The following is a 26981-nucleotide window of genomic DNA, read 5'->3' as shown; positions in this document are numbered from 1 at the left end:
GCGCTTGAATAGGCATGGCTAAGTATTTATAGGCTATGCAAAGTTTTTCTTAATAAAGGATGGCGGCATGAATCTCGATCCGCGCCAGACCGAGGCTTTTCGGGTGGTGATAGAGGCGGGCAGTTTCGAGCAGGCGGCCCTGCGCCTGCACCTTACGCCACCCGCGATTTCCCAACGGGTGCGCGCGCTGGAAAGCGCGCTGGGCAGCGCCTTGATCGTGCGCAGCCGACCGTGCCGGGCGACCGAGGCGGGCCAGCGCCTGCTGCAATACCTGCGCCGGGCGATGCTGCTGGAGGCGGATCTGCTGGCCGAGCTGGCGCAGCGGGAGGACGCGCCGCTGGTGGTGGTTGCCGCCTTGAATGCCGACAGTCTGGGGACCTGGTTCTTTCCGGCGCTGGCCGAAGTGCTGATCCGCGAGCGTGTGCTGCTCGACCTGACGGTGGAGGACCAGGACCACACCTACAGCCTGCTGGAAAGCGGCCTGGCGATCGGTTGTATCGGCACCGAGGCCAAGCCGATGCGCGGTTGCAGCGCTAGTGCCCTGGGGCGCATGCGTTATCGCATGGTGGCGTCACGGGACTTCGCCCAGCGGCATTTTGCGGCAGGATTCAGCCGTGATGCGGCACGCAAGGCGCCGGTGGTCGCCTACACGCGCAAGGACACCCTGCAGTCTTCTTTCCTGCTGAGCCGCTTCGGCTTGCCCGAGGGCGCTTACCCGTGCCACTACGTGCCCGGTGCCGAGCCGCACTTCAATGCCATTCGCTATGGCCTGGGTTACGGCATGGTGCCCGAACTGCTGCTGTGCGATGCCCTGGCTTCGGGGGAGATGCTCGACCTGGCGGCGGACGATCCCCTGGACATCTCGCTCTATTGGCACACCTGGACGGTGCAGTCGCCGCGAATGGAGCAGCTGTCGCGCCAGATCATCGAGGCCGCGCCGAAGATTCTCGCACGGCCGCTGTAAATTGCCTGCCTGAGCGCTGCCCGCGAGCGGACGCTTGCCGGTATCATGTGCGACTTTTCAGGCCGTGCGGTTCAACGACGTCATGACTACCCATTACCCGACCATCGCCGATTGCGTTGGTAACACGCCTCTGGTGCGCCTGCAGCGCCTGCCCGGCAAGACCAGCAATACCCTGCTGGTGAAGCTCGAAGGCAACAACCCGGCCGGCTCGGTCAAGGACCGCCCGGCGCTGTCGATGATCACCCGCGCCGAACTGCGTGGCGACATCGTGAGCGGCGATACCCTGATCGAGGCCACCTCCGGCAACACCGGCATCGCCCTGGCTATGGCCGCGGCGATCAAGGGCTACCGGATGATCCTGATCATGCCGGACAACTCCAGTGCCGAGCGCAAGGCGGCGATGACCGCTTATGGCGCCGAGCTGATCCTGGTCAGCAAGGAGGAGGGCATGGAGGGCGCGCGCGACCTCGCCTTGAAATTGCAGGCCGAAGGGCGCGGCAAGGTCCTGGACCAGTTCGCCAATGGCGACAATCCCCAGGCCCACTACAGCAGTACCGGCCCCGAAATCTGGCGCCAGACCCACGGCAGCATCACGCATTTCATCAGCTCCATGGGCACCACGGGCACCATCATGGGCGTCTCGCGCTATCTCAAGGAGCAGAACCACGCGATCCAGATCATCGGCCTGCAGCCGCTGGAAGGTTCGGCCATTCCCGGTATTCGCCGCTGGCCGCAAGCCTACCTGCCGAAAATCTTCGACGCCGAGCGTGTCGACCGTGTCGTCGATATGTCCCAGGACGAAGCCGAGCAGGTCATGCGCAGGATGGCCCGTGAAGAAGGCATCTTCTGTGGTGTGTCCTCGGGTGGCGCGGTGGCGGCGGCTCTGCGCCTGTCCGAGGAGGTGGAGAATGCGGTGATCGTCGCCATCATCTGCGATCGCGGTGATCGCTACCTGTCGACCGGTGTCTATGACGCACCTGTCTGAACGCCCTGAGGGAACACGCTGATGGCCAGGCGTACATCCGGCTTGCGCTTCCAACCCAGTGGTGGCGAGAAGGCGCAGCAGTTGCCGGTCGGCAAGAAGCAGCGCCTGAGCATCGAGCGCCTGGCCAATGACGGGCGTGGCATCGGTTTCAATGCCTCACGGACCTGGTTCATCGAAGGTGCATTGCCTGGTGAACAGGTCGAGGCGCGTGTGCTGGCCGCACGGCGACAGATCGTCGAGGCCCGTTGCGAACAGGTCTTGCAATCAAGTCCTTCCCGGCGTACCGAAACCTGCCGGCATGCCCGCCAGTGTGGCGGTTGCAACCTGCAGCACGCCTCCGCTGAGGATCAGTTGGCGCTGAAGCAGGCTGCCCTGGCCGAGCACCTGCAACGAACAGCCGGGCTCGAACCGCAAGCCTGGGCACCCGCTCTCAGCGGGCCAGAGTTCGGCTACCGCCGACGGGCGCGGCTGGCAGCGCGCTGGGATGAGCGCCATGGCCGGCTGGCTGTCGGTTTTCGTGCCCGTTCGAGCCAGGACATCATTGCCCTGGAACAGTGCCCGGTGCTGGTACAGCCCTTGCAGAACCTGCTGCCGGACTTGCTGGGCGTCTTGCATTCGCTGGAACGGCCACGGACGCTTGGGCATATCGAGCTGTTCAGCGGTGCCGGTGAAGCGCTGCTGGTGCGTCATGTCGGGGCATTGGCCGTGGCGGACCGTGAGCGTCTGCTGGCGTTCACCCGGCAGCATCGACTGCAACTGTGGTTGCAGGGCGAGGAGGGCCCGCAGCCCGCCGAGGACTATGGGTTTCTCGGTTATCGCCTGGAGCCTTGGGCGCTTGAGCTGGCCTGGCGGCCGGGGGATTTCGTGCAGGTGAATGCCAGCGTCAACCAGGCCATGGTGCAGCAGGCGCTGGAGTGGCTGGCGCTGCGCGACGGCGAGCGGGTGCTGGACCTGTTCTGTGGGCTGGGTAATTTTGCCCTGCCGATGGCGCGTAGCGGTGCCGAGGTAGTGGCCGTCGAGGGTGTCGAGGCGATGGTGGCGCGGGCGCGGGACAATGCGCGCCTCAATGGGCTGGATAATGTGCACTTTTTCCAGGCCGACCTGTCGAAGCCGCTGGCCGACGCACCATGGGCGGCGGGCGGCTTTTCCGCTGCGCTGCTGGACCCGCCGCGAGACGGCGCTTTCGAGGTGGTGCGGCAGGTGGCGGCGTTGGGGGTGCAGCGGTTGGTCTATGTGTCCTGCAACCCGGCAACGCTGGCGCGTGACAGTGTCGAGCTGGTCAGTCAGGGCTACCGGTTGAAACAGGCCGGCGTACTGGACATGTTTCCACAGACCGCGCATGTGGAGGCGATGGCGCTGTTCGAGCGTTGAGGTCGCGTTCGACGAACGCCCTGCTTGTGGTTCAATCGGTCGGCATCGAGAATGCCGACATGTGTACGCAGCATCTGCGTAGAGGAATGGCGAGATGGTACAGGTTAGAGCGCTCCAAACGATCAACGACGATGGCAGCGTCAACCTCGAGGGTTGGCTGGACCATGTGTTGTCGATGGACCCGGCGCTGAACCGAGAAGGATTACGCCAGGCCTGCGAGTTCGCTCGCGATGCCGAGCAGCAGGCCGATGCGCAGAAGAAGACGCCTGGCCGCGAAGGACTCTGCTATCTGACCGGGCTGGACATCGCGGTCATCCTCGCCGACCTCAAGCTGGACCAGGAAAGCCTGGTGGCGGCATTGATCTACCGGGGCGTGCGTGAAGGCAAGATCAGCCTGGAAACCGTGCGTGGGCGCTTCGGGGCGGTCGTCTCCAAGCTGATCGAAGGCGTGCTGCGCATGGCCGCCATCAGTGCCAGCCTCAACCCGCGTGATTCGCTGGTGCTGGGCAGCCAGACCCAGGTGGACAACCTGCGCAAGATGCTGGTGGCCATGGTCGACGACGTGCGTGTCGCGCTGATCAAGCTGGCCGAGCGCACCTGCGCCATCCGCGCGGTCAAGAACGCCGACGACGAGCGCCGCCTGCGGGTGGCCCGCGAGGTCTTCGATATCTATGCGCCGCTGGCCCACCGGCTGGGCATCGGCCATATCAAGTGGGAGCTGGAAGACCTGTCCTTCCGCTACCTGGAGCCCGAGCAATACAAGAAGATCGCCCAGCTTCTGCATGAGCGTCGCCTCGACCGCGAACAGTACATCCAGAATGTGGTCAAGCAGCTCAAGGACGAACTGGCGGCCACCGGCATCCAGGCCGAGATCGATGGTCGGGCGAAGCATATCTATTCGATCTGGCGCAAGATGCAGCGCAAAGGGCTGCAGTTCAGCCAGATCTACGATGTGCGTGCCGTCCGTGTGCTGGTGCCGGAGGTGCGTGATTGCTACACCGCGCTGGGCATCGTGCACACTTTGTGGCGACACATCCCCAAGGAATTCGACGACTACATCGCCAACCCCAAGGAAAATGGCTACCGCTCCCTGCACACCGCTGTGCTTGGCCCTGAAGGCAAGGTGCTGGAGGTGCAGATACGCACCCAGTCGATGCACGAGGAGGCTGAGCTGGGCGTCTGCGCGCACTGGCGCTACAAGGGCACGGACGTCAATTCCGGCTCCAACCACTACGAAGAGAAGATCGCCTGGTTGCGCCAGGTGCTCGAATGGCACGAGGAACTGGGCGATATCGGTGGCCTGGCCGAGCAGTTGCGTGGCGACATCGAGCCGGATCGGGTCTATGTGTTCACCCCCGACGGCCACGCCATCGACCTGCCCAAGGGGGCCACGCCGCTGGACTTCGCCTACCGTGTGCACACCGAGATCGGCCATAACTGCCGGGGGGCCAAGGTCAACGGGCGCATCGTGCCGCTCAACTACAGCCTGCAGACCGGCGAGCAGGTCGAGATCATCACCGGCAAGCAGGGGGCGCCCAGCCGTGACTGGCTGAACCCCAACCTGGGCTACATCACCTCGAACCGCTCGCGGGCGAAGATCGTCCACTGGTTCAAGTTGCAGGCGCGTGACCAGAACGTTGCTGCCGGGCGTGTGCTGCTCGAACGTGAGCTGGGGCGTCTGGATTTCCCTTCGGTGGACTTCGAGCGCCTGGCCGAGAAGGCCAACCTGAAAGCCGCCGAGGATATGTTCGCCGCCCTGGGGGCTGGTGACCTGCGCCTGGCGCATCTGGTGGGCCTGGCCCAGCAGATGGTGGAGCCGGAGCGCGGCTCGGACCAGCTGGAACTGATCCCGCGTCGGCCGACACCGATCAAGCCGGGCCGTCGCGACGACGTGCAGATCCAGGGCGTCGGCAACCTGCTGACGCAGATGGCCGGTTGTTGCCAGCCGCTGCCGGGCGACCCGATCGTCGGCTATATCACCCAGGGGCGTGGCGTCAGTATCCACCGCCAGGATTGCGCCTCGGTGCTGCAACTGAGCGGGCGCGAGCCAGAGCGCATCATTCAGGTGAGCTGGGGGCCGGTGCCGGAGAAGACCTATCCGGTGGATATCGTCATCCGTGCCTACGACCGCGCCGGCCTGCTGCGCGATGTCTCGCAGATGCTGCTGAACGAGCGCATCAACGTGCTTTCGGTGAATACCCGCTCGAACAAGGAAGACAGCACCGCACAGATGTCGCTGACCATCGAGATTCCCGGCCTGGGCGCTCTGGGGCGACTGCTTGGGCGTATCTCCCAGTTGCCTAACATCATCGAAGCGCGCCGCCAGCGGACCTCGTGATGGATAGGGAGAAGCCGATGTACCGCCTGGATGACCTGCTGCACCTCATGGCGCGCCTGCGTGATCCGCAGCACGGTTGTCCGTGGGACTTGCGCCAGGACTATCGCAGCATCGTGCCGCACACCCTGGAGGAAGCCTACGAGGTGGCCGACACCATCGAGCGAGGCGATCTTGGTCAGTTACCGGGCGAGTTGGGCGATCTGCTGTTCCAGGTGGTGTATTACAGCCAACTGGGCGCCGAAGAGGGGCGTTTCGCCTTTGCCGATGTGGTCGATGGCATCGTCCGCAAGCTGGTGCGCCGTCATCCCCATGTCTTTCCCGATGGCGATCTCTATGGCGCCGTCGACCTGCCGCGCCTGGACGAGGACGCCATCAATCGGCGCTGGGAAGAGATCAAGGCGCAGGAGCGTGCGGAGCGGGCCGAGAGCCCTCAGCAATTGTCGCTACTGGATGACGTGCCTGTGGCGCTGCCGGCGCTGAACCGCGCGGCCAGGTTGCAGAAGCGTGCGGCACGGGTCGGTTTCGATTGGCCCGACGTGGCGCCGGTGGCGGACAAGGTTCGTGAAGAACTGGATGAGGTGCTGAATGCCTCCGAGCCGCAGGCGGTGGCCGAGGAACTGGGCGACCTGCTCTTTGCCGTGGTGAACCTGGCGCGTCATCTGAACGTGGACCCTGAGGCCGGGCTACGGGCCGCCAACGAGAAATTCGAGCGACGTTTCCGTTTTATCGAGGAGCGCTTGCGCCTTCAGGGCAAAGCCGTCGAACAGGCTTCCCTGGCGGAGCAGGACGCTTTGTGGGAACTGTCCAAACAGCATGAGAAGCATGCGCAGGCATCGACGGACAGGCTATGATCCGGCCTTTCGTCTGGCGGTGACTGTCACCTGATTGGGGGAGGTTATGGGTATTTCATTACGCGATCAGTTGCTCAAGGCAGGCCTGGTCAACGAGAAGCAGGCCAAGCAGGCGGGCAAGCAGCAACAGAAGCAGCAGCGCCTGGAGAAAAAAGGTCAGGTCGAGAAAGATGACTCGCAACGCCAGGCTGCGTTGCAGGCCCAGGCCGAGAAGCTGGCGCGCGATCAGGAACTCAATCGCCAGCAGAAGGAAAAGGCCGAGCAGAAGGCCCGCGCCGCACAGGTCAAGCAACTGATCGAAACCAGCCGCCTGCCGAAGCTGGATATCGACGACTACTACAATTTCGTCGACGACAAGAAGGTCAAGCGCCTTTCGGTCAACGCACTCATGCGCGACAAGCTGTCCAGCGGTTCCCTGGCCATCGTGCGTCACGGCGGTGGCTATGAAGTCATTCCGCGCGATGCGGCCCTCAAGGTGCAGGAGCGCGACCCGCGTCGTGTCGTGTTGCTCAACGAGCGCACGCAGGAGCCGGATGCCGACGATCCTTATGCCGCCTACCAGGTGCCGGACGATCTGATGTGGTGAGGAGAGGCGCATGAGCCAGGATGATCGCATCAAGCTCGATGCCAGTTGGAAAGAGGCCCTGCATGAGGAGTTCCAGCAGCCTTACATGCAGGCGCTGAAGGATTTTCTCGTACGAGAAAAGCAGGCGGGCAAGGTCATCTACCCACCTGGGCCGAAGATATTCAGTGCGCTCGATTCCACGCCGCTGGATCGGGTGAAGGTGGTCATTCTCGGCCAGGACCCTTATCACGGTCCCGGTCAGGCCCATGGCCTGTGCTTCTCGGTACAGCCCGGTGTGCCGGCGCCGCCGTCCTTGCAGAACATCTACAAGGAGCTCAAGCGTGACCTCAACCTGGAGATTCCCAATCACGGTTACCTGCAACACTGGGCTGACCAGGGTGTCCTGCTGCTCAACACGTCCCTGACCGTCGAGCGTGCGCAGGCGGGTTCACATGCCAAGATTGGCTGGCAGACGTTCACCGATCGGATCATTCAGGTGGTCAGTGAGCGTTGCCCGCACCTAGTCTTCATCCTCTGGGGCTCGCATGCCCAGAGCAAGTCGCATCTGATCGATCCTACCCGGCACTTGCTGCTCAAGTCCGTGCACCCGTCACCGCTTTCGGCCCACCGTGGTTTTATCGGCAATGGCCACTTCAGTCGTGCCAACCAGTTCTTGCAGCAGCATGGGATGGAGCCGATAGACTGGCAACTGCCGGCACAGGTTTGAAACCGCAGGCCGGACGTTCTGGGGCGCTGTCAGCGCAGCAGGTGTTTGGCTTCCTGGATGTCGATGTCGGACTCGTCGCCGTGGCGGAACTGGCTGACAGGGTCTATGCCCAGCTTTTGGAATGCCGGTACTTCGGCCCAGGGGAGGCTGGCATAAGGGTGTGACGTGCCTCGGTAGCTCTGCAGGATGGCGACCTGGACGATGTCGGTGTAGTCCGGTGAGCCGGAGTCGCGGTTGAAGTCCTGGTACTGGGTGGGCACCAGGGCGATCCCGTCGATGAACTCCCAGGTGCGCAGCAGTTTTTCGCCGAGGGTCGGGTGTATCTTCTCGATCACATGGTTGAGGCTGATCTCGTCGGCCAGCAAGGCGCGATTCTCTTCTGCGTAGGTCAGGATGGGCAGGATGCCGATCTGGTAGAGCAGGCCGGCCAGGGTCGCCTGGTCTGGCATCAGCCGGGCGTGCTTTCTGCACAGGACATGGCTGATACCGGCGATTTCGGTGCTCTTCTTCCAGACCTCGCGCATCTTCCGGTTGACCACATCGGTGGTCGCCCGGAACATCTGCTCCATGGCCAGGCCGGTCGCCAGGTTGCTCGTGTAGTTGATGCCCAGGCGGTTGATGGCTGCGTGCAGGTCGTTGATTTCCTTGCTGGCCCGCAGCAGAGGGCTGTTGACCACCTTGATGATACGGGCGCTCAGGGCCGCATCGTTGCCGATCACCCGACACAGCTCGCTGGTGCGTATTTCAGGGTTGGACGCAGCCTCGCGGACCATCTGCGCCACTTCCGGCAGCGTAGGCAGAATCAGGTCATCGTTCTCGATGGCCTGAATCAGTTCGCACTGAACTCTTTCCGCTAGGCTGCTCATGCTGTTCCTCGTCGTCGGCTCGTCAGCGCTGAATTTCCCGGTCGCTGTCCAGTTCATAGGGCAGGTCCAGTAGCTTCAGCTCGATCCCGTTCGGTGCGCCGAGGTGGATACGGCCATCGCTCACGGCGTTTTCCTGCAGTACCGCCAGCAGTTCGAAGCCTGCCGCGTCGGTTGCTGCGAGGACAACTTCGCCAACACTGGAGTCATGCACGGGGGAGAACAGCTCACTGCCTGGCTCCGGCAATACGTGTCCTGGCAGGTCTGCGCGTAGGCGTTGCAGCCTGCGTTTGAGCTTGCCCAGGTACTGCATGCGCGCAACGATTTCCTGCCCCGTATAGCAGCCTTTCCTGAAACTTACGCCGCCTACGGCTTGCAGGTTGATCATCTGCGGGATGAACAACTCGCGCGTCCCGCCGAATACCTGGCCGACCCCTGAACGAATCTGGCCCAGTAGCCATTCGTTGAGTGGTGCTTGGGTGGTCGTCTGCAGGATCTTCGCAACCTGTTCGGCCTTTTCTGGCGATACCCACAATTCTACCCGGCGGTTGCCAAGCCCGATGGCGAACAGGCCGTCGGTGCGAGTCACTTGGTTGGCCACGCCAGGGCTGGTCAGGTCCAATGCAGCAAGTTGCGCTTCGCAGGCGAACAGGCCGTGGCGTGTCCAATACTCGCTTTCGTCACTCAGCTTGCACTTGGAGAAAACGGCGTATTTCCCCAGGTCACTCAGTTGGGGAGCGAGCAGTTCACGGGCCATGGCCAGCAGGTAGCCGTCCTCATGGGAGCAGATGCGGAAACTCGATTGCATGCGCCCCTTGGAGGTGCAGCGCGCTCCAAGGCTGGACTGTTCAGGCTTCAGGTAATTGATGTTGCAGGTCAGTTGACCCTGCAGGAATTTGCCTGCGTCCGGTCCGCGTACGGCAAGGACGCCTTCATGCGACAGGAGACAGGAAGAAGCGGTGTCGGTCATGGGTGCCGTCATTGTGATTCCGAGATAAGCATCATAGCAGTGAGCAGTGGCTGCCTGGTAAGGTCGGGCATGCGAAACAACGCTTTCTTTTCATGGTGGTTGATGGCTGCAGCTATATACTGTGCGGCCTGTTCAAAGGAGTTGTGTGGCATGGTCGATCAATCCGAACTCAATCGTCTTTTCTGGCAGAGCCGTCGGGGCATGCTGGAGCTCGACGTACTGCTGGTCCCTTTCCTGCAAGAGGTCTACAGCGACCTCGATGAAGAGGATCAGCGCCGTTATCGCAAGCTGCTCAGTTGTGAGGACCAGGATATGTTCGGTTGGTTCATGCAGCGTTCGGAGCCGGAGGATGCGGACCTGCAACGCATGGTTCGTATGATTCTCGATCGTGTACAGCCATAGCACCTTCGAATGTGCCTGGCGACCTTCACCCGGGTTGCTGGGGCTTTACCTGATGCTCTGGGTGGTGGCGTGCGTGGCGGTCTTGCAGAGTGGTGCGCCGCTGGTGCTGATGGGCGCGATGTTGGCGTTCTGCCTGGTGCACGCAGTCTGGTTCATGTTTCGTTTTGTCTTTCCGAACAACCCTGGCGCATGGTGCAGGCTGCGACATGATGCGCAGGGTTGGCACCTGTGGTGTGCCGGGCAGGGGTGGCAGGATGTGACACTGTGCACGGACACCCTGGCTTCTCCCTTGCTCATCGTCTTGCGTTTGCGCCGCCCGGGCCGTCTATTTGCCGAAAGCCTGTGCCTGCCTGCTGACGCCATGTCGCCCGACGATCACCGGCGCCTGCGTGTTCTGCTCCGATTCAGTCGCCATAGGTGGGCGGTTGCAGAATAGTGTCCTGGGCAACGGGGAGGGTGTCTGGATAGTCCAGCGTATAGTGCAGGCCCCGGCTTTCCTTGCGCTGCATGGCTGAAAGAATGATCAGCTCGGCAACCAGCGCCAGGTTCCTCAGTTCGATCAGGTCGCGGCTGACTCTGTAATTGCTGTAGAACTCGTCAATCTCGCTTTGCAGCAGGCGAACCCGGTGCTGTGCGCGGGCCAGGCGTTTGTCGGTGCGCACGATGCCGACGTAGTCCCACATGAAACGCCGTAGCTCGTCCCAGTTGTGGGCGATGATCACATCTTCATCCGAATCCGTGACCTGGCTGGCATCCCAGTTTGGCAGTGTGGGCGACGGGTCGGGCATGTCTGCCTGGCGAGTGATATCCAGTGCCGCCGAACGGCCATAGACCACGCACTCCAGCAGCGAGTTGCTGGCCAGCCGGTTGGCTCCGTGCAGCCCGGTGAAGCTGGTTTCGCCGATGGCGTAGAGCCCTGGCACATCGGTGCGGCCACGCTGGTCGACGAGGACGCCACCGCAGGTGTAGTGCGCGGCGGGGACGACCGGAATGGCTTGTCGGGTGATGTCGATTCCGTAGCTCAGGCAGCGCTCGTAGACCGTCGGGAAGTGGCTGGTGATGAAGTCGGCTGGCTTGTGGCTGATGTCGAGGTAGACACAATCGATGCCCAGGCGCTTCATCTCGTGGTCGATGGCGCGGGCGACGATGTCTCGTGGTGCCAGCTCCGCGCGTGGGTCGAAGTTCTGCATGAAGCGCTCGCCGGTCGGCAGCTTGAGCTGCGCGCCTTCGCCGCGCAGGGCTTCGGTGACGAGGAAGTTCTTCGCTTGCGGGTGGTAGAGGCAGGTTGGGTGAAACTGGTTGAACTCCAGGTTGCCGACCCGGCAGCCGGCGCGCCAGGCCATGGCGATGCCATCGCCGCAGGCACCGTCGGAGTTGCTGGTATAGAGGTAGACCTTGGCGGCTCCGCCCGAGGCAAGCACGACGAAGCGAGCCTGGTAGGTATCGACTTCGCCACTGTTGCGGTCCAGTACATAGGCGCCCAGGCAGCGTTTTCCGGGCAGTCCCAGTTTGCTCTCGGTGATCAGGTCTATCGCGACACGTTGCTGTTGCAGGTCGATATTCGACCGGGCCTGGGCGCATTCGAGCAGCGAGTTGAATATTGCGGCCCCCGTTGCATCGGCTGCATGGATGATGCGCCGATGGCTATGGCCGCCCTCGCGTGTCAGGTGGAACTCGAAACTGCCGTGTTCATCGCCCTCCGTGTCGCGGGTAAAGGGAACCCCCTGCTGGATGAGCCATTCGATGGACTCCCTGCTGTGCTCGATGGTGAAGCGTACGGCATCTTCCCTGCAAAGCCCGCCGCCGGCATCCAGGGTGTCTTCGACATGGGCGTCGACCGTGTCGCTTTCGTCCAGGACAGCAGCGACGCCGCCTTGTGCCCAATAGGTCGAACCATTGGCAAGGTCGCCCTTGCTGAGTACCGCGATCCGGAAATGTTCGGGCAGGTTGAGTGCCAGTGTCAGGCCGGCAGCGCCGCTGCCGATGACCAGAACGTCGTATCGATGGTAGTGGCTCATGTGGATGTCCGGGCAGAATGTCACCGCCTAGTATATAGATGGCACCCTGCGGCAAAATAGTCTCGGCAGTATGTGGGAACTTTTGTTCTGGGGCTGTTTCTATAGACGGATGATGGATGCAAACTGCCATCGCTTCCCTGCTATGGGTAGTTGCCGCAATATTTGCCAATCAGAACGGCATCCTTGGCTCATCGAGGAGACCGCATGCAATGCCAAGATGCATTGTGGAAAGCGTGCTATGAGGGGGAGAACTTTTGCAGAAAGCCCGAGTCTATTCAGGCAGGTCGGTTTGCTGGTGTGAGCGGATACCCTTCATGTCGATGGAGGCGTACTCATGCTGACCCAGGAGCAGGACCAGCAGTTGGTCGAACGAGTGCAGCGAGGAGACAAGCGGGCTTTTGATCTGCTTGTGCTGAAGTACCAGCACAAGATCCTCGGTTTGATCGTGCGTTTCGTGCACGACTCCCATGAGGCTCAGGACGTGGCGCAGGAAGCGTTCATCAAGGCCTATCGTGCACTCAGTAATTTTCGTGGTGACAGTGCTTTCTATACATGGCTGTACCGCATTGCCATCAATACAGCGAAAAACCATCTGGTCGCACGTGGACGGCGTCCGCCAGATAACGATGTGAGTTCCGAGGATGCCGAATTCTATGAAGGCGATCACGCCCTCAAGGATATCGAATCACCGGAGCGATCTTTGCTCAGGGACGAGATAGAAGGCACTGTGCATCGCACGATTCAGCAGTTGCCCGAGGATTTGCGCACGGCATTGACCCTGCGCGAGTTCGATGGCCTCAGCTATGAAGAGATTGCCAGTGTCATGCAGTGTCCGGTGGGAACGGTGCGCTCTCGAATCTTTCGTGCGCGCGAAGCCATCGATAAGGCGCTGCAACCCTTGTTACATGAGTCCTGAGACAGCGGCGACAGCCAAGAGAGGAATCGCAATGAGTCGTGAAGCACTGCATGAATCGCTGTCCGCGGTGATGGATAACGAAGCGGACGAGTTGGAGTTGCGCCGGGTACTCGCCGTGGATGGCGAGTCAGGCGATGGTGACGAGGAGTTGCGTTCGACTTGGTTGAGATACCAGATCGCTCGTGCCGCCATGCACAAGGATCTGATCGAACCGCGGCTGGATATCGCGGCTGCCGTATCCGCAGCCCTGGCGAACGAGTCCATCGACCACGTCGAGGCACCCCGCGCGGAAACTCCCGTTGCACGGGCGGCTTCTGCCTGGCGCAGTGTCGGGCGCATTGCTGTCGCTGCATCCGTGACGGTCGCGGTGCTTGCCGGAGTGCGCTTGTACAATCAGGACGATGTCTCCGCTCCTCAGTTGGCGCAACAAACCGTTCAGCCAGGCCTGAATGTGTCCGCTGTGCCTCAAGGGCCTGCCATTCTGGCGGGTTACAGCGAAGAGGGTGGCGCCAAGGTGCAGACGGTTTCCGAAACCGAACCGGCCTCCGGCTGGCATGAGCAGCGCCTGCCTTCCTATATCCGCCAGCATGCACAGCAGGCTGCCTTTGGCGACGAAGCCAAGGCTGTCACGCCCCATGCTCAGGCCGCGAGCATGGAAGAGCGCTGAGTAGATTTTGAATGCGTCGCTCCCTGTCGTTCGTTCTCGCGTGGGGCTGGCTATCGACGCCAGCCTTTGCAACGGACGCCGATGAATGGATAAACCGTCTTATCGATGCCGAGTACCGGCAGAGCTACTCCGGCACATTCATCCATGAGAAAGATGGCAACCTGTCGACACATGCCATATGGCAGCAGGTCGGCGATGGGGTGTCTCGGGAGCGGATCCTGCAACTCGACGGAGCGCCCGCCGAGTTGGCCAGGAGTGAAGGTGGCTCCGTTTGCATGTCCGATGAAATGACTGCGTCAGTGGGTCTCTTTCAGGTGCTGCATACCTTTCCTTCCAATCTGGAAGCACTTTCCCGGTATTACGATTTCCGCCTGATCGGTGAGTCCAGGGTTGCGGCAAGGCCGGCCGTGGTACTTTCCGTTACGGCGAAGGACCGCTTTCGGCATAGCCTCGAGCTGCATCTGGACCGTGACAGTGCCTTGTTGCTCAAATCCGTTCTCCATGACGAGCAGCAGAGGCCACTGGAGCGGCTTCAATTCGTGAGTTTCAATACATCGGTCGTACCTGCCCCCAGCGAGCTTGCGTCTGGGGCTGCCTGCAAGCCCCTGGTACCGCGCTCCAGGCACCAGGCATCCGGCTGGTACTCGGACTGGGTGCCTCCAGGGTTCCAACTGCTGGCCAGCGATACCGCGCCTGATCCGTCTTCCGGGGAGCCGGTCACATGGCTTGGCTACGGTGATGGCCTGGCCAGGTTTTCGATCTTTCTCGAACCCTTGAGTGGTGCTGCTGGCGAGGAGGTGACTCGGCAGGCAGGCTCGACAGTGACCGTTTCCCATCGACTCAGTACGAGGAAGGGGGCGGTGATGGCCACGGTGCTTGGGGATGTCCCGTTGCTGGTGGCGGAGCGGGTGGTGTGGTCCATGCGTTATGCCGGGGGAGTCGAGCCTTGATGGACGCGATGGCTGCCTTGCTGTGTGAATGCACCTTGTTTATCGTTTGTCCCTTGGGTTGCCGGGGTGTGGAGGACGGATAGCCTGGGGTATCTGCCGCCATATCGGAAATGTGTTGTACTGGAAGTTGATCCAGTAGTTGTTTTCTTGGCTTTATTCAGTGGGGACTTGGATCATGTTCAATCGAAAGACCTGTCTGGCCTTTTGTGCCGGTATCGCATTGCTGGGCCAGGCCTTGCTTGCCCATGCCGAGCTGCCGGACTTCACCTCGTTGGTGGAGGATGCTTCGCCAGCCGTCGTCAATATCAGTACCAAACAGAATGTCCCGGTGCGCAGCGCCAGCGCGCAGATGCCGGACCTTGAAGGGCTGCCGCCGATCTTTCGTGAGTTCTTCGAGCGCAGTATCCCGCAGGCTCCGGGTAGTAGAGGGCAGCAGCGCGAGGCTCAGTCCCTTGGCTCGGGCTTTATCATCTCCGACGATGGCTACATCCTGACCAACAACCATGTAGTGGCGGATGCCGATGAAATCATCGTGCGCCTGCCTGACCGTAGCGAACTGGAAGCGAAACTGATCGGCGCCGACCCGCGGACCGACGTGGCAGTGCTCAAGGTCGAAGGCAAGGGGCTGCCGACCGTCAAGCTCGGAGATTCGAGCAAGTTGAAGGTGGGCGAGTGGGTCCTGGCCATCGGTTCGCCATTCGGCTTCGATCATACGGTCACCTCGGGCATCGTCAGCGCCACCGGGCGCAACCTGCCGAACGACAGCTATGTGCCTTTCATCCAGACCGACGTCGCGATCAACCCGGGTAACTCCGGTGGACCGCTGTTCAACCTCGCGGGCGAGGTCGTTGGCATCAACTCGCAGATATTCACCCGCTCCGGTGGCTTCATGGGGCTTTCCTTCGCGATTCCAATCGATGTCGCGATGGATGTCGCTGGCCAGTTGCGCACGTCAGGCAAGGTCAATCGTGGCTGGTTGGGTGTGGTCATCCAGGAAGTGAACAAGGACCTGGCCGAGTCCTTCGGTCTCGAGCGTCCGGCTGGTGCCCTGGTTGCCCAGGTGCTCGATGGCGGCCCGGCTGCCAAAGGCGGCCTGCGGGTGGGTGATGTGATCCTCAGCCTGAATGGCAAGCCGATCATCATGTCCGCCGATCTTCCGCATCTGGTCGGTTCGTTGAAACCGGGCAGCAAGGCGAGGATGGAGGTTGTCCGTGAAGGTGACCGCAAGACCCTGAGCCTGGCTATCGGCGCGCTACCCGAGGATGGCGAAGAGGTCGCGGCCAGCGGTAGTGGCCCGGCCAAGAGCAGCAATCGCCTGGGCGTCAAGGTGAGCGAACTGACTGCCGAGCAGAAACGCAACCTCGACCTGCAGGGTGGTGTGGTTATCAGCGAGGTCATGGATGGCCCGGCAGCGATGATCGGTCTGCGTCCAGGCGATGTGATCACGCACCTGAACAATCAGGCGATCAACAGTGCGAGTACCTTTGGCAAGGTCGCCGAGCAGTTGCCGAAGAATCGTTCGGTTTCCATGCGCGTACTGCGTCAAGGGCGCGCCAGTTTCATTACGTTCAAGCTGGCTGAGTGACACTTGCCGGGCAGGCAATAGCCTGCCCGGCCTTGGGAATGCGCTAAACGAAAACGCCCCGACTGGTTCGGGGCGTTTTCGTTGGTGGCTGTGTGGCCTTGGCTCTATTCCTGGGCAGGCCAGAAGCGCAGCGGCTTGCCTTCGGCAGGCCAGAAGCGCAATTGGTCGATGTTGGAGATATCCCAGCGTTCGACCTTGCCCAGAAGGTCAAGGAAGTGCCGCTCCTGCTGCATGATTTCATCGAGGCAGAGCTTGCGCGTGCTACCGATGTCGGTGAAGCGAATGGATTCCCCCTCCAACTGATAGTTGGCGAACCAGTGGTTGCAACCCGCATTGCCATAGGCGCGATCATCCGCCAGGGTCAGGGAGACAGGGTTGCGGCCAATGACGGCATCCTCGCCGACCCATTCGGCAATATAGGTCAGGTGAGTCTGAGGCGGCTGCGGTGCCTGGGAAGGCGAGGCGCTTTCACGGGTGCAGCCCGCGACCGCCAGGCCCAGCAGGGTGATGGGCAGGAGGGCAGATCTCACTGTGCGTGTTCCTTGCAGGTGGGGCATAGATGGCGTCCTTGCAGGCTGGTCCAGCCAAGTTCGGTGATTCGTGCTTCCGCGCTCTGCGCCCGCTGGGCCTGGCCAGTGGCGGCGTCGTGGGCGAACTCGAAGTCGAGGGTTTTCTCGCAGGCGTCACAGTTGACCTGCCAGTTGAGGATTTCCAGTTCTTTGAAGACCGGTCCTTTGGCCACGGCGATCCATTGGCCGGGCGGATTGATCAGGTGGCGAACCTTCTCCACGACCAGGCGTTGCGACAGGTCGCGGCTGCCCTTGAGGGTGACGATCAGGGTGTCTTCGGGGCGTATCGAGCCACCGCTGCCCGTGACCTGATAACGGCCTGGCATCAATGCCCGGCATTCGGTCAGGGTATGGGCGGGGCTCAAGAGGGTGTAGCGGAAGTCGTGTTCGGCCATGGTTCTGTCAGTCGCTCTGCGAGGGCAGCAATGCTAGGGGCTGTTGACGTTTAAATCTACAGTTGGCGGTGCGTATCCAGGGTGGTCGCCCTGCGCCCGTATAAAAGTGCCAGGTTACTCGTCGCGCCCTTCGAGCATGGTTCGCTTGAGCATCACGTAGATCGAGCCGGTGCCGCCATGGCGAGGCAGGCATGAGCTGAAGCCGAGGACTTGCGGATGCTGGCGCAGCCAAGTGTTGACGTGGCTCTTGATCAGCGGGCGTTTGCCATCCAGTCGCGCGGCCTTGCCGTGGGTGATACGCACGCAGCGGATTTCATAGCGGTTGGCTTCTGCGATGAAGGCCCACAATTGTTCGCGGGCTTTTTCCACCGACAAGCCATGCAGGTCGAGACTGCCTTCGAAAGCGATCTGTCCGGCCTTGAGCTTGCGCATCTGGCTGTCCTGCACGCCATCGCGGGCCCAGTAGAGTTCTTCCTCCGCCGTCACGTCGATGACGAACTGATCGGAGAGTCCGTCTATCTGCACGGATACCTGGCTGGTCACCGCATGAGCGCGGCGTTTGGCGATCTGCTGTTGATTGGTGCGAGTCTTGCCGGTATCGGCGCGGTCGTCGGTGATGGGCTTCACGCCACGGACCGCGTCCTTGAACAGTGAAAAGTCGTCGTCTTGCATGGGGGCCTCCAAAGTGGCGGCAGTTTACTCCATGGCATCCGCTACGGGATTTCAGTCACGCTTTTTCATCAGTTCCGGGGACAGACTCAACGAACCGGTCTGGCGCAGCCGGCGGCGCAGGCGACGCCAGAACGCTATTCCGCCCCAGAGCAGCACGATTCCGCTGATCAGCAATGTACTGCCGGTGGCGCGATTGGCCTGCATGGCGAGGATATCCCCGCGTTCGAACAGCAGGAGGGTACCGCTGAACGAGAGCGCGAGGCCGGTAGCGACGATCAGCAGCGCCAGCAGGAGGCCCAGGCGCCAGCGCCAGCCCTTTCTCGGGTCACGTGGCCGCAGGCGGCGCGCATCGAACCTGTCGGATAGTCTCATTCCGGTCACCTCTTGCATGAACAGGGCTATGACCGGAACAGGGGGGGCAGGTTCACTCACCTGCCTGGAGAAGGGCGGTATTTCAGATGAGCGCGTCAGCGTCGTCGACACAGACGGCGAAATTGTCCGCAAGGATGGTCATCTCCACCCGATGCACCAGCTCTGCCTCTATCTGCCCGTCGCCCTGGGGCAGGTGGCGGGTGGCGCAGGCGTTGTCGACCAGGGTGCAACGGTAGCCGTAGTCCTTGGCGGCGCGCACGGTGGTACTGACACTGGAGTGGGTCATGTAGCCGCAGACGATCAGGTCAAGGCGCCCATGCTTCTGCAGCAGGTCATGCAGTTCGGTGCCGGCGAAGGCGTTGGGCAGGCGCTTGGCGACGACCGACTCGCCAGGCAGTGGCGCGGCTTCCGGCATGATCTGCCCGCGCAGGCCCTGAGGGTCGAAGAGGCCGGCGGTGATGCCGAGGTGATGGACGTGAACGACCGGTGCGCCGACCTCCCGTGCGGTCTTCAGCAGTCGGGTGATCTGCGAGAGCGAGGGTTCGAGGTTCGGCAAGGCAAGGGCCCCGTTGCGATATTCTTCCTGAGCGTCGATGACCAGCAGGGTGGCATTGGCCCACTTGGCAGGGGCGTAGCTGCGGCCACTGAGTTGAAGCAGGGTCTGTGGCTTGGACATTTCGGGCTCCTTGTTGAGGTTCTGGGGCTGATTGTCGCGCTGGATTCGAGGGTTGTGAACCTCTGCGGGCTCCAATGTCCCGTCTTGTCGGCGCAATCGTCTTGTTACGAGGGGCGAAAGGCTATCTTAGGGGAAGCACAGAGGAAAGCTCAGTCGCCTTTGGGCTAAACTGGCGCTCCTTCTATCACAGGAGTTGCCATTGTGATCGCTTCGCCCTCCCGCCTGCGCACCCTGCGCGATTATATCCGCTGGGCCGTCAGCCGCTTTCATGCCGAGCACCTGTTCTTCGGCCATGGTACGGACAATGCCTGGGATGAGGCGCGCCAGTTGGTCCTGGGTGCATTGCACCTGCCCTGGCAGATGGCGGACCACTACCTGGACTGCCGTCTCGAAGACGATGAGCGCGAAACGCTGCACGAACTGCTGCGCAAGCGTATCGATGAGCGCGTGCCGACGGCTTACCTGTTGGGACAGGCCTGGTTCTGCGGCCTGCCTTTCGTGGTCGATGAGCGGGTATTGATTCCGCGCTCGCCGATTGCCGAACTGATCGACCAGCGTTTCGAGCCCTGGCTGGCGCAGGAGCCTGCGCGCATTCTCGACCTCTGTACCGGCTCGGGTTGCATCGGTATCGCTTGTGCCTATGAATTCGGCGCGGCCGAGGTGGTGTTGGCGGACCTGTCCTTCGAGGCTCTGGAGGTGGCCAACAGGAACATCGAGCAGCATGAGTTGGAGGATCGTGTCTACACCGTCCAGGGCGACGGTTTCGATGGATTACCCGGGCAGCGTTTCGACCTGATCGTTTCCAATCCACCGTATGTGGATGCCGAAGATTTCGCCGACATGCCCGAGGAGTACCAGCATGAACCTGAACTGGGACTGGCCTGTGGCGAGGACGGACTGGACCTGGTCCGTCGCATGCTGGCCGAGGCGGCCGATCACCTGACCGATAACGGTGTGTTGATCGTCGAAGTCGGCAACAGCCAGGTGCATGTGCAGGCGTTGTACCCTGAGGTTGACTTCACCTGGCTGGAATTCCAGCAGGGTGGCCATGGTGTGTTCCTGCTGGCGGCCAGTCAGTGTCGCGAGCACCAGGCGCTGTTTCGCCAGCGCCTGAAAGGCGTATAGCCATCAGAGGAATGCCGGGCGGGATACGTCTGGCAGCCGCTGCTCAGGCCTTGCGCGCGACGATAACCGCACGCATCGGGGCAGGTAGACCTTCGATCGTCCGGCTGTGATCGTCGGCGTCGAGGAAGTCGGGCAGGGACTGGTAGCGCATCCAGTCGGTGGAGCGTTGTTCTTCGATGCGCGTGACGCTGACATCGACACAGCGGATATCCGCGAAACCGGCCCGGCGCAGCCACAGTTCCAGTGCTGCCACCGACGGCAGGAACCAGACATTGCGCATTTGCGCATAGCGATCTTCCGGCACCAGCACGCTGTGCTGGTCGCCTTCGATGACCAGGGTTTCCAGCACCAGTTCGCCACCCTTGAGCAGGCAGTCGCGCAGCTCAAGCAGGTGATCGATGGGCGAGCGCCGGTGATAGAGCACGCCCATGGAGAATACCGTATCGAAGCCTTCGAGCCGGGCCGGCAATTCCTCGATGCCGATGGGCAGGTGCCAGGCCGGAGCGTCCGGCAGGTAGCGCTTCATGGCCTGGAACTGGCAGAAGAACAACCAGTTCGGATCGATGCCGACCACGCTGTCTGCGCCCGCGCCGAGCATGCGCCACATGTAGTAACCATTGCCGCAGCCCACGTCGAGGATGCGTTTGCCCTGTAGCTCCAGGTGCGGGGCAACACGGCTCCATTTCCAGTCCGAGCACCACTCGGTGTCGACATGGATACCGAACACGTCGAAAGGCCCCTTGCGCCAGGGCGACAATCCCATGAGCGCCTGGCGGGCCGCTTCCTGGGTCGCCTCATCGCATTCGCCATGAAGCTGGAAGCCATCGCGCAGTTCGATGGATCGTGGCGTGATGGCCGGGAGTGCAGCCACGGCCCGGCTCCAGCGCGGCAGGTCGCCGTGGCCGACTGCCAGCCGGGCATCCAGCAAGGCCTGCTGTGACTGGCTCCAGTCGGCCAGCGGTGTGCGGGCCATGTGCCTGGCCAGCGAAGAGAGGTCGAGGTTCATGGCAGGGCGATCAATGAGGCGAAGTTGAGGCATTGGAACCAGGGCGTGACGGAGGAAAAACCAGCCTCCAGCAGCCGTTGCCGATGGGTTTCCAGGCTGTCGGGTTTCATCACGTTTTCGATGGCGCTGCGTTTCTGGGCGATTTCCAGTTCGCTGTAGCCGTTGGCCCGTTTGAACCCGACATGCAGGTCGGTCAGCAGCTCATGCTGTTGTGGGTCTTCGAAACGCAGTTTTTCCGAGAGGATCAGTGCTCCGCCGGGCAGCAGGGCCTGGCGGATCCGGCGCAGCAATTGGGGACGTTGCGGCGGCGGTACGAATTGCAGGGTGAAATTCAGCGCCACCAGGGATGCCGGCTGGAAGTCCAGTTCGAGAATATCGCCTTCCAGCACGTCCACCGGGAGCAGTTCCTGGAACATCGCATCCTGGGCATGCAGGTATTCGCGGCAGCGTTCGACCATGGCCGGCGAGTTGTCCACGGCGATGACCCGGCAGTTGTCGTTGCGCACATGGCGGCGCAGCGCCTGGGTGACCGCGCCCAGCGAGCAGCCCAGGTCGTAGAGGTGGCTGTCGGGTTGGGCGAAGTTGGCCGCGAGTACGCCGATGTTCTCCACGATGGTGGGGTAACCGGGCACCGAGCGCTTGATCATGTCGGGGAAGACGCGCGCGACGTCCTCATTGAATACGAAGTCGTTTACCTGGCCCAACGGTTGGGCGAAGAGACGGTCGGGATCGTGGCTCACGGCGGGTCGGCTACTGGAACGGGGCGGTCATTATAGAAGCAGCGACCGACCCAGGCTACCAGGCCACGCGAAGCGTCGAAGCAGCAGCGGATGCTTGGCGAGCCGAAGGCTGGCCTGCACGGCTGCGGCACCTGAGGCTGCGTTACCTCTATTCCACTTCGATCCGGCAATCGAACAGGTCGGCCGGTTCGCTGTTGTTTTCCCACGGGCGTTGGTAGCTGAGGATCAGGCGACCGGAGCCGGCTTGTACGGCCTGGAAGCGCCAACTGGAGATGCCGTCCGCGCCGACCACATCCTTGCGCGATGAGCGGAAGACTTCCGGGCCGAGGCTTTTCAGGATGTCGCTGGAGGCTTCTTCGATTTTCCAGCGATAGCCCGTGCTGGGGTTGCTGGTCAGGTCGAGGGTCAGTGTCTGGCCGTTCTGCAGTTTCAGTGGGCAGTTCTTGTCATCGTTGACGACCAGGCCGCTGCCGGTGGGTGTCGTGCCGCAGGCGCCGAGCAGCAGTGCGGCAATTGGGGCGAGCAGGCGCAAGGAGGTTCCGGACATGATCGTTTCCATCTGGATTATGTGCCGACAGGATAGCGGGCCTGGGTGAAAAGGTCAGGCCCGCGTGCTTTCAAAAGAGCACCTTGGCCACATCGCTGAAGCGCTTGGCGAAGTGCACGGTCAAGCCTGTCTTGAGGTAGTCGGGCAGTTCCTCGACGTCGCCGCGGTTGGCTTCGGGCAATATCAGCTCGAAGATTTTCTGCCGGCGGGCTGCTATGACTTTCTCGCGCACGCCGCCAATCGGCAGTACGTGTCCGGTCAGGGTCAGCTCGCCGGTCATGGCCACGCCTTTCTTCGCTGGCTGGTTGCGGGCCAGGGAGAGCAGGGCGCTGGCCATGGTGACACCGGCGCTGGGGCCGTCCTTGGGCGTGGCACCTTCCGGTACGTGCAGGTGGACGAACGCCTCGTCGAAGAACGTGGCATCCGCCTTGAAGTCCGCCAGGTGCGAGCTGACGTAGCTGTAGGCGATCTCGGCAGACTCCTTCATCACCTCACCCAGTTGCCCGGTGAGCTTGAAGCCCCGGTTGAGTGTGTGGATGCGCGTGGCCTCGATCGGCAGGGTGGCGCCGCCCATGCTGGTCCAGGCCAGCCCGGTGATCACGCCCGTTCCGCTGAGTACCTGCTCGGTGCGGAACACCGGCTTGCCGAGGTGTTGCTCCAGCGCTTTCGGGGTGATGCGCACGGTCAGTTCGGGGTCTTCGAGCAGGCGTATCACGGTCTTGCGTATCAGCTTGCCGAGTTGCTTCTCCAGTTGCCGCACCCCGGCTTCGCGGGCATAGCCTTCGATGACTTGGCGCAAGGCACTGTCGCTGATGGCCAGGCGCCCCTTGGGGATACCGGCCTTTTCCAGCAGCCGCGGCCAGAGGTGGCGCTTGGCGATGGCGAGCTTTTCCTCGGTGATATAGCCGGACAGGCGGATCACTTCCATACGGTCGAGCAGCGGGCCGGGGATCGCGTCCAGGGTGTTGGCGGTGCAGACGAAGAGCACCTTGGACAGGTCCAGGCGCAGGTCCAGGTAGTGGTCGAGGAAGTCGACGTTCTGCTCCGGATCGAGGGTTTCCAGCAGCGCCGAAGCGGGGTCGCCCTGGTAGCTGGCGCCCATCTTGTCGATCTCGTCGAGCATGATCACCGGGTTCATCACCTCGACGTCCTTGAGCGCCTGCACCAGTTTGCCGGGTTGGGCGCCGATGTAGGTGCGGCGGTGGCCCTTGATCTCGGCCTCGTCGCGCATGCCGCCGACACTGAAACGATAGAAGGGGCGCCCGAGGGATTCGGCGATGGAGCGGCCGATGCTGGTCTTGCCGACACCGGGAGGGCCGATCAGCAGCACGATGGCGCCGCTGATCTCGCCCTTGAAGGCGCCGACGGCGAGGAATTCGAGGATGCGGCTCTTGATGTCGTCCAGCCCGGCGTGGTGCTTGTCCAGCACCTTGCGTGCGCGCTTGAGGTCCAGCTTGTCCTTGCCGTAGACACCCCAGGGCAGGGCTGTGGCCCAGTCCAGGTAGTTGCGCGTCACGGCGTATTCCGGCGAGCCGGTTTCCAGGATCGACAGCTTGTTCAGTTCTTCGTCGATCCGCTTGCGTGCCGCCGGAGGAAGCGCCTTGCCTTTCAGGCGCTGCTGGAATTCGTCGGTGTCGGCGCTGCGGTCATCCTTGGTGATGCCCAGTTCGCGCTGGATGATCTGCAACTGTTCCTTGAGGAAGAACTCCCGCTGGCGGTCGCCCAACTGCCGATTCACTTCGGCAGACAGCTCGTTCTGCAGGTGCGCGACCTCGACCTCCTTGCGCAGCAGCGGCAGCACTTTCTCCATGCGCTTGAGGATCGGCACGCAATCGAGCACGTCCTGTAATTCTTTGCCGGGGGCGGTGGTCAGCGCCGCGGCGAAGTCGGTCAGCGGGGAAGGCGCATTGGGGCTGAAGCGATTGAGGTAGTTCTTCAACTCCTCGCTGTACAGCGGGTTGAGCGGCAGCAGTTCCTTGATGGCGTTGATCAGCGCCATGCCGTAGGCCTTCACCTCGTCCCGTGCATCTTCGTCGCCCTGTGGGTACTCGACTTCCGCCAGGTAGGGCGGCTTGCGCCGCAGCCAGCCACGGATGCGTACCCGCGACATGCCCTGGGCGACGAACTGCAGCTTGCCGCCTTCGCGCGAGGCATGGTGGATGCGCACCATGGTGCCATGTTCGGGCAGGCTGTCCGGGTCGAAGGGTTCGCCGTTCTGGGGCGGGTTGTCGAGGTAGAACAGTGCCAGCCGCTTGTGCGGCGTGTTGGCGACCCGCTCCAGTGTTTCCGCCCAGGGATCTTCGTTGACGATGACCGGCAGCACCTGGGCCGGGAAGAACGGGCGGTTGTGGATGGGAATGATGTAGAGCTTGTCAGGGTGTTCCTGATCCGGCAGCGCCAACTGGGTGGCGGAGATGAGTTCCTGATCGGCATTCCGGTCGGCATTGTCGTTCATTACTGCACCTTGGATTCATACATACCGATATAGATGGGGCGGGCGGTTGGGCTTTTCAACGGGCGTCCGAAGGTATCTCCGAGGGGTAATTGAGAGGCTTTAATTGTTATGTAATAACATGGTAGCTTGTTCGGGCTTCGTTTCTTGACGCCCTTCCTGGGCATTCGTGTTCTGCGATTTACCCGCCTTGCCCGTGCATCGGACAAGGTGTCTTCTGGAGGATTACATGCAACTCATGCGTCATCCCCTGGCCTGGGCCGTGAGCCTGGCCTTTGCTTCCTGCGCCTGGGCCGACGAACCGGTCAGGTTGGACTCATCGGTCATCAGCGCCAGCCCCTTGGCCAACCAGCGCCATGAAATGACCACCCCGGTCGAGGTGCTTGAAGGCGACGAACTCATCAAGCGTCGTGGCGCTACGATCGGTGAAACCCTGGAAGGGCTGCCCGGTGTCAACTCCAGCAGCTTCGGCCCAGGTGTCGGGCGGCCGGTGATCCGTGGCCTGGACGGTGCCAGGGTCAAGGTGCTGAGCGATGGCGTCGAGGTACTGGATGCTTCCAGCATCAGCGCCGACCATGCGGTGACTATCGAGCCCTTGCTGGCCGAGCGCATCGAGGTCCTGAAGGGGCCGGCCAGCCTGCTCTATGGCGGTGGTGCCATTGGCGGTGTGGTGAATGTCATCGACAAGAAGGTGCCGACCCAGGTGCCGGAAAAAGGCTACGAGGGCGAGGCGGAAGTTCGTGCCAACAGCGTGGCGAACGAAGGCGCTGGCCTGTTCGGTATCACCGCGGGCAGCGGCAATTTTGCGGTTCGTGCCGAAGGCAGCAAGAGCCAGGCGAACGAGTACGATATTCCGTCTTCTCCGGGCAAGCAGGAGGGGGCCTACAACGACACCGACAGCTTCTCCATCGGTGGCAGTTTCATCGGCGAGCGTGGCTATATCGGTCTGGCCTACAGCGAGCAGAACAAGCGCTATGGCCTGTTGGCCCACGAACATGCCGATTGCCATACGCACGGGCCGAGCGACTGGCACTGCGGCAGCCATGGTCACGGGCATGGGCACAGCCATGATGACGAGCACGAGGGCGTGCCCTACATCGACATGGAGCAGAAACGCTGGGACCTGCGCGGTGATCTCTACGATCCGCTGCCAGGCTTCGAAAAGGCGCGGCTGCGCGTGGGGCATAATCAGTACCGGCACGATGAGATCGAAGGGAGCGAAGTTGGCACCCGATTCAAGAACGACGCAACCGACGCCCGTATCGAACTGACCCACCAGCCCCTGTTCGGCTGGCGTGGCGTACTGGGCGCCCAGACCTTGCGCCGCGACTTCGAAACCACCGGCGAGGAGGCCTACGTTCCGCCGACGATCACGCGCAACCATGGCCTCTTCCTGTTGGAGGAGTACACTGCCGGCGCATGGCGCTATGAGCTGGGCCTGCGCCATGAGTGGCAGGGCATCGACGCCGACGGCGCCCGTGATACGAGCCACTATGGCACCTCGGTCTCGGCTGGCGCGGTCTGGACGTTCGCCCCCGAGTATTCCCTGGGCTTCTCGCTGTCACGCTCGCAGCGCCTGCCAACGGCCGAGGAACTCTATGCCAACGGCCCGCACGCCGCCTCGCGTACCGTCGAACTGGGCGATACGGACCTGGACGAGGAAACCTCGCACAACGCCGAACTGACCCTGCGCAAGTTCGCCGGCCGCACGACCTTCAGCGTCAGCCTGTTCCGCAACCAGGTGAACGACTTCATCTACGCCGCCGACACCGGCCACGATGTCGGTGGTGGTTATCGCGAGATCGAGTACCGGCAGCAGGATGCGGTCTTGACCGGTGTCGAGGGCGAAGTGCGCTTCCAGGCTACCGATGCTACGGCGTTCACCCTCTTCGGTGACCATGTGCGTGGCAAGCTGCGTGATGGTGGTGGCGACCTGCCGCGCATTCCAGCGGATCGCCTGGGCGTTCGCCTGGACCAGCGTTTCAGCCAGGCCATCGACGGCCAACTGGAGTTCTATCGTGTCCAGCGCCAGGACAGCATTGCCGCTTATGAAAGCGAGACCGCCGGCTACAACATGCTGGGTGCCGGCCTCAGCTACAGCGGTTCGCTGAGCCAGACCGACTACACCCTCTACCTGAAGGGCAATAACCTGCTGGACGAAAAGGCCCGCAACCACACCTCGCTGATCAAGGACGAAGTGCTGCTGCCGGGACGCAACCTGACCGTGGGCGTTCGCCTGGCGTTCTGATCACCTG

The 26981-nt window shown here is 62.3% G+C and carries 27 protein-coding genes; 15 read left to right on the top strand and 12 right to left on the bottom strand.

The genetic code is table 11. The annotated features are described in order from the left end of the window. The first annotated feature begins 67 nt into the window (after positions 1–67). The 7 genes from HW090_RS03150 (at position 68) to ung (ending at position 7801) form a co-directional block, all read left to right on the top strand. Positions 68–964, top strand: coding sequence for an HTH-type transcriptional regulator ArgP (locus HW090_RS03150; protein WP_179112114.1), 897 nt, complete (start codon positions 68–70; stop codon positions 962–964). Between the two features lie 82 nt (positions 965–1046). After that, a complete protein-coding gene (gene cysM / locus HW090_RS03145) occupies positions 1047–1949 on the top strand; it encodes a cysteine synthase CysM (protein ID WP_179112113.1) in 903 nt (300 codons plus the stop codon). A gap of 21 nt (positions 1950–1970) precedes the next feature. Beyond that, positions 1971–3320 (top strand): 23S rRNA (uracil(1939)-C(5))-methyltransferase RlmD, encoded by a 1350-nt coding sequence (gene rlmD / locus HW090_RS03140; RefSeq protein WP_179112112.1) that lies wholly within the window; start codon positions 1971–1973, stop codon positions 3318–3320. 94 nt (positions 3321–3414) lie between these two features. Next, positions 3415–5658 carry a GTP diphosphokinase gene (gene relA, locus HW090_RS03135; RefSeq protein ID WP_179112111.1) on the top strand — a complete coding sequence of 748 codons (2244 nt, stop codon included), beginning with the start codon at positions 3415–3417 and terminating at the stop codon, positions 5656–5658. Between the two features lie 17 nt (positions 5659–5675). Further along, positions 5676–6509, top strand: coding sequence for a nucleoside triphosphate pyrophosphohydrolase (gene mazG / locus HW090_RS03130; protein WP_179112110.1), 834 nt, complete (start codon positions 5676–5678; stop codon positions 6507–6509). Between the two features lie 46 nt (positions 6510–6555). Beyond that, the gene (locus HW090_RS03125; protein ID WP_179112109.1) at positions 6556–7095 is read left to right on the top strand and encodes a DUF2058 domain-containing protein; all 540 of its coding nucleotides are present in this window, start codon (positions 6556–6558) and stop codon (positions 7093–7095) included. Positions 7096–7105: 10 nt separating this feature from the next. Beyond that, positions 7106–7801: a uracil-DNA glycosylase gene (ung, locus tag HW090_RS03120; protein ID WP_179112108.1), complete on the top strand. Its 696-nt coding sequence runs from the start codon at positions 7106–7108 to the stop codon at positions 7799–7801. Positions 7802–7830: 29 nt separating this feature from the next. Here ung and HW090_RS03115 read toward each other — a convergent pair whose 3' ends face one another. Together HW090_RS03115 and HW090_RS03110 are read right to left on the bottom strand one after the other, a co-directional pair. Then, the gene (locus tag HW090_RS03115) at positions 7831–8667 is read right to left on the bottom strand and encodes an HDOD domain-containing protein (protein ID WP_179112107.1); all 837 of its coding nucleotides are present in this window, start codon (positions 8665–8667) and stop codon (positions 7831–7833) included. Positions 8668–8689: 22 nt separating this feature from the next. Further along, complete coding sequence (locus HW090_RS03110; RefSeq protein ID WP_179112106.1) at positions 8690–9634, bottom strand: folate-binding protein YgfZ; 945 nt, start codon at positions 9632–9634, stop codon at positions 8690–8692. A gap of 150 nt (positions 9635–9784) precedes the next feature. Here HW090_RS03110 and HW090_RS03105 point away from each other — a divergent pair, with 150 nt between their 5' ends. Next, complete coding sequence (locus HW090_RS03105; RefSeq protein ID WP_179112105.1) at positions 9785–10036, top strand: succinate dehydrogenase assembly factor 2; 252 nt, start codon at positions 9785–9787, stop codon at positions 10034–10036. A gap of 52 nt (positions 10037–10088) precedes the next feature. After that, positions 10089–10472 carry a protein YgfX gene (locus HW090_RS03100; RefSeq protein ID WP_256930729.1) on the top strand — a complete coding sequence of 128 codons (384 nt, stop codon included), beginning with the start codon at positions 10089–10091 and terminating at the stop codon, positions 10470–10472. Here HW090_RS03100 and nadB read toward each other — a convergent pair. Continuing rightward, positions 10441–12054 carry an L-aspartate oxidase gene (gene nadB / locus HW090_RS03095; protein ID WP_179112104.1) on the bottom strand — a complete coding sequence of 538 codons (1614 nt, stop codon included), beginning with the start codon at positions 12052–12054 and terminating at the stop codon, positions 10441–10443. The two genes, HW090_RS03100 and nadB, sit on opposite strands and share 32 nt — an antisense overlap. Before the next feature lie 334 nt (positions 12055–12388). Between nadB and rpoE the strand changes: the two genes are divergently transcribed. From rpoE to HW090_RS03075, 4 genes are all read left to right on the top strand, one after another. Continuing rightward, positions 12389–12970: an RNA polymerase sigma factor RpoE gene (gene rpoE, locus HW090_RS03090; RefSeq protein ID WP_179112103.1), complete on the top strand. Its 582-nt coding sequence runs from the start codon at positions 12389–12391 to the stop codon at positions 12968–12970. Between the two features lie 31 nt (positions 12971–13001). Then, positions 13002–13637 carry a sigma-E factor negative regulatory protein gene (locus tag HW090_RS03085; protein WP_179112102.1) on the top strand — a complete coding sequence of 212 codons (636 nt, stop codon included), beginning with the start codon at positions 13002–13004 and terminating at the stop codon, positions 13635–13637. 11 nt (positions 13638–13648) lie between these two features. Next, complete coding sequence (locus HW090_RS03080; protein WP_179112101.1) at positions 13649–14587, top strand: MucB/RseB C-terminal domain-containing protein; 939 nt, start codon at positions 13649–13651, stop codon at positions 14585–14587. A 175-nt stretch (positions 14588–14762) separates the two neighbouring features. Then, positions 14763–16172, top strand: a complete 1410-nt coding sequence (locus HW090_RS03075; RefSeq protein WP_179112100.1) for a DegQ family serine endoprotease — start codon at positions 14763–14765, stop codon at positions 16170–16172. A gap of 104 nt (positions 16173–16276) precedes the next feature. On the opposite strand, the gene HW090_RS03070 is transcribed toward HW090_RS03075, so the two are convergent. The 5 genes from HW090_RS03070 to HW090_RS03050 form a co-directional block, all read right to left on the bottom strand. After that, positions 16277–16702, bottom strand: coding sequence for an META domain-containing protein (locus HW090_RS03070; RefSeq protein ID WP_256930728.1), 426 nt, complete (start codon positions 16700–16702; stop codon positions 16277–16279). Next, positions 16699–17136, bottom strand: coding sequence for a hypothetical protein (locus HW090_RS03065; RefSeq protein ID WP_179112098.1), 438 nt, complete (start codon positions 17134–17136; stop codon positions 16699–16701). The genes HW090_RS03070 and HW090_RS03065 overlap by 4 nt, the downstream gene beginning before the upstream one ends. A gap of 114 nt (positions 17137–17250) precedes the next feature. After that, complete coding sequence (locus tag HW090_RS03060; RefSeq protein ID WP_179112097.1) at positions 17251–17808, bottom strand: Smr/MutS family protein; 558 nt, start codon at positions 17806–17808, stop codon at positions 17251–17253. A gap of 51 nt (positions 17809–17859) precedes the next feature. Then, entirely contained in the window at positions 17860–18180 is a 321-nt protein-coding gene (locus HW090_RS03055) for a hypothetical protein (RefSeq protein WP_179112096.1), read from the bottom strand. An 82-nt stretch (positions 18181–18262) separates the two neighbouring features. Next, entirely contained in the window at positions 18263–18856 is a 594-nt protein-coding gene (locus HW090_RS03050) for a cysteine hydrolase family protein (RefSeq protein WP_179112095.1), read from the bottom strand. A gap of 201 nt (positions 18857–19057) precedes the next feature. Here HW090_RS03050 and prmB point away from each other — a divergent pair, with 201 nt between their 5' ends. Then, positions 19058–19981, top strand: a complete 924-nt coding sequence (prmB, locus tag HW090_RS03045; protein WP_179112094.1) for a 50S ribosomal protein L3 N(5)-glutamine methyltransferase — start codon at positions 19058–19060, stop codon at positions 19979–19981. 43 nt (positions 19982–20024) lie between these two features. Here the strand turns inward: prmB and cmoB are convergent, their stop codons facing one another. From cmoB to lon, 4 genes are all read right to left on the bottom strand, one after another. Further along, positions 20025–20987, bottom strand: a complete 963-nt coding sequence (cmoB, locus tag HW090_RS03040) for a tRNA 5-methoxyuridine(34)/uridine 5-oxyacetic acid(34) synthase CmoB (protein ID WP_179112093.1) — start codon at positions 20985–20987, stop codon at positions 20025–20027. After that, positions 20984–21727 carry a carboxy-S-adenosyl-L-methionine synthase CmoA gene (gene cmoA / locus HW090_RS03035; protein WP_179112092.1) on the bottom strand — a complete coding sequence of 248 codons (744 nt, stop codon included), beginning with the start codon at positions 21725–21727 and terminating at the stop codon, positions 20984–20986. The genes cmoB and cmoA overlap by 4 nt, the downstream gene beginning before the upstream one ends. Positions 21728–21875: 148 nt before the next feature. Continuing rightward, positions 21876–22274 (bottom strand): protease inhibitor I42 family protein, encoded by a 399-nt coding sequence (locus tag HW090_RS03030; RefSeq protein ID WP_179112091.1) that lies wholly within the window; start codon positions 22272–22274, stop codon positions 21876–21878. Positions 22275–22344: 70 nt separating this feature from the next. Next, positions 22345–24729, bottom strand: coding sequence for an endopeptidase La (lon, locus tag HW090_RS03025; protein WP_179112090.1), 2385 nt, complete (start codon positions 24727–24729; stop codon positions 22345–22347). Positions 24730–24955: 226 nt separating this feature from the next. Between lon and HW090_RS03020 the strand changes: the two genes are divergently transcribed. Continuing rightward, complete coding sequence (locus HW090_RS03020) at positions 24956–26974, top strand: TonB-dependent receptor (protein ID WP_179112089.1); 2019 nt, start codon at positions 24956–24958, stop codon at positions 26972–26974. Positions 26975–26981: the final 7 nt, after the last annotated feature.

The sequence above is a fragment of the Pseudomonas sp. ABC1 genome, assembly GCF_013395055.1.
In the GTDB taxonomy this organism is placed as follows: domain Bacteria; phylum Pseudomonadota; class Gammaproteobacteria; order Pseudomonadales; family Pseudomonadaceae; genus Stutzerimonas.
The sequence above is the reverse complement of the archived record's forward strand: the minus strand, read 5'-3'. Positions and strand labels throughout refer to the sequence as shown.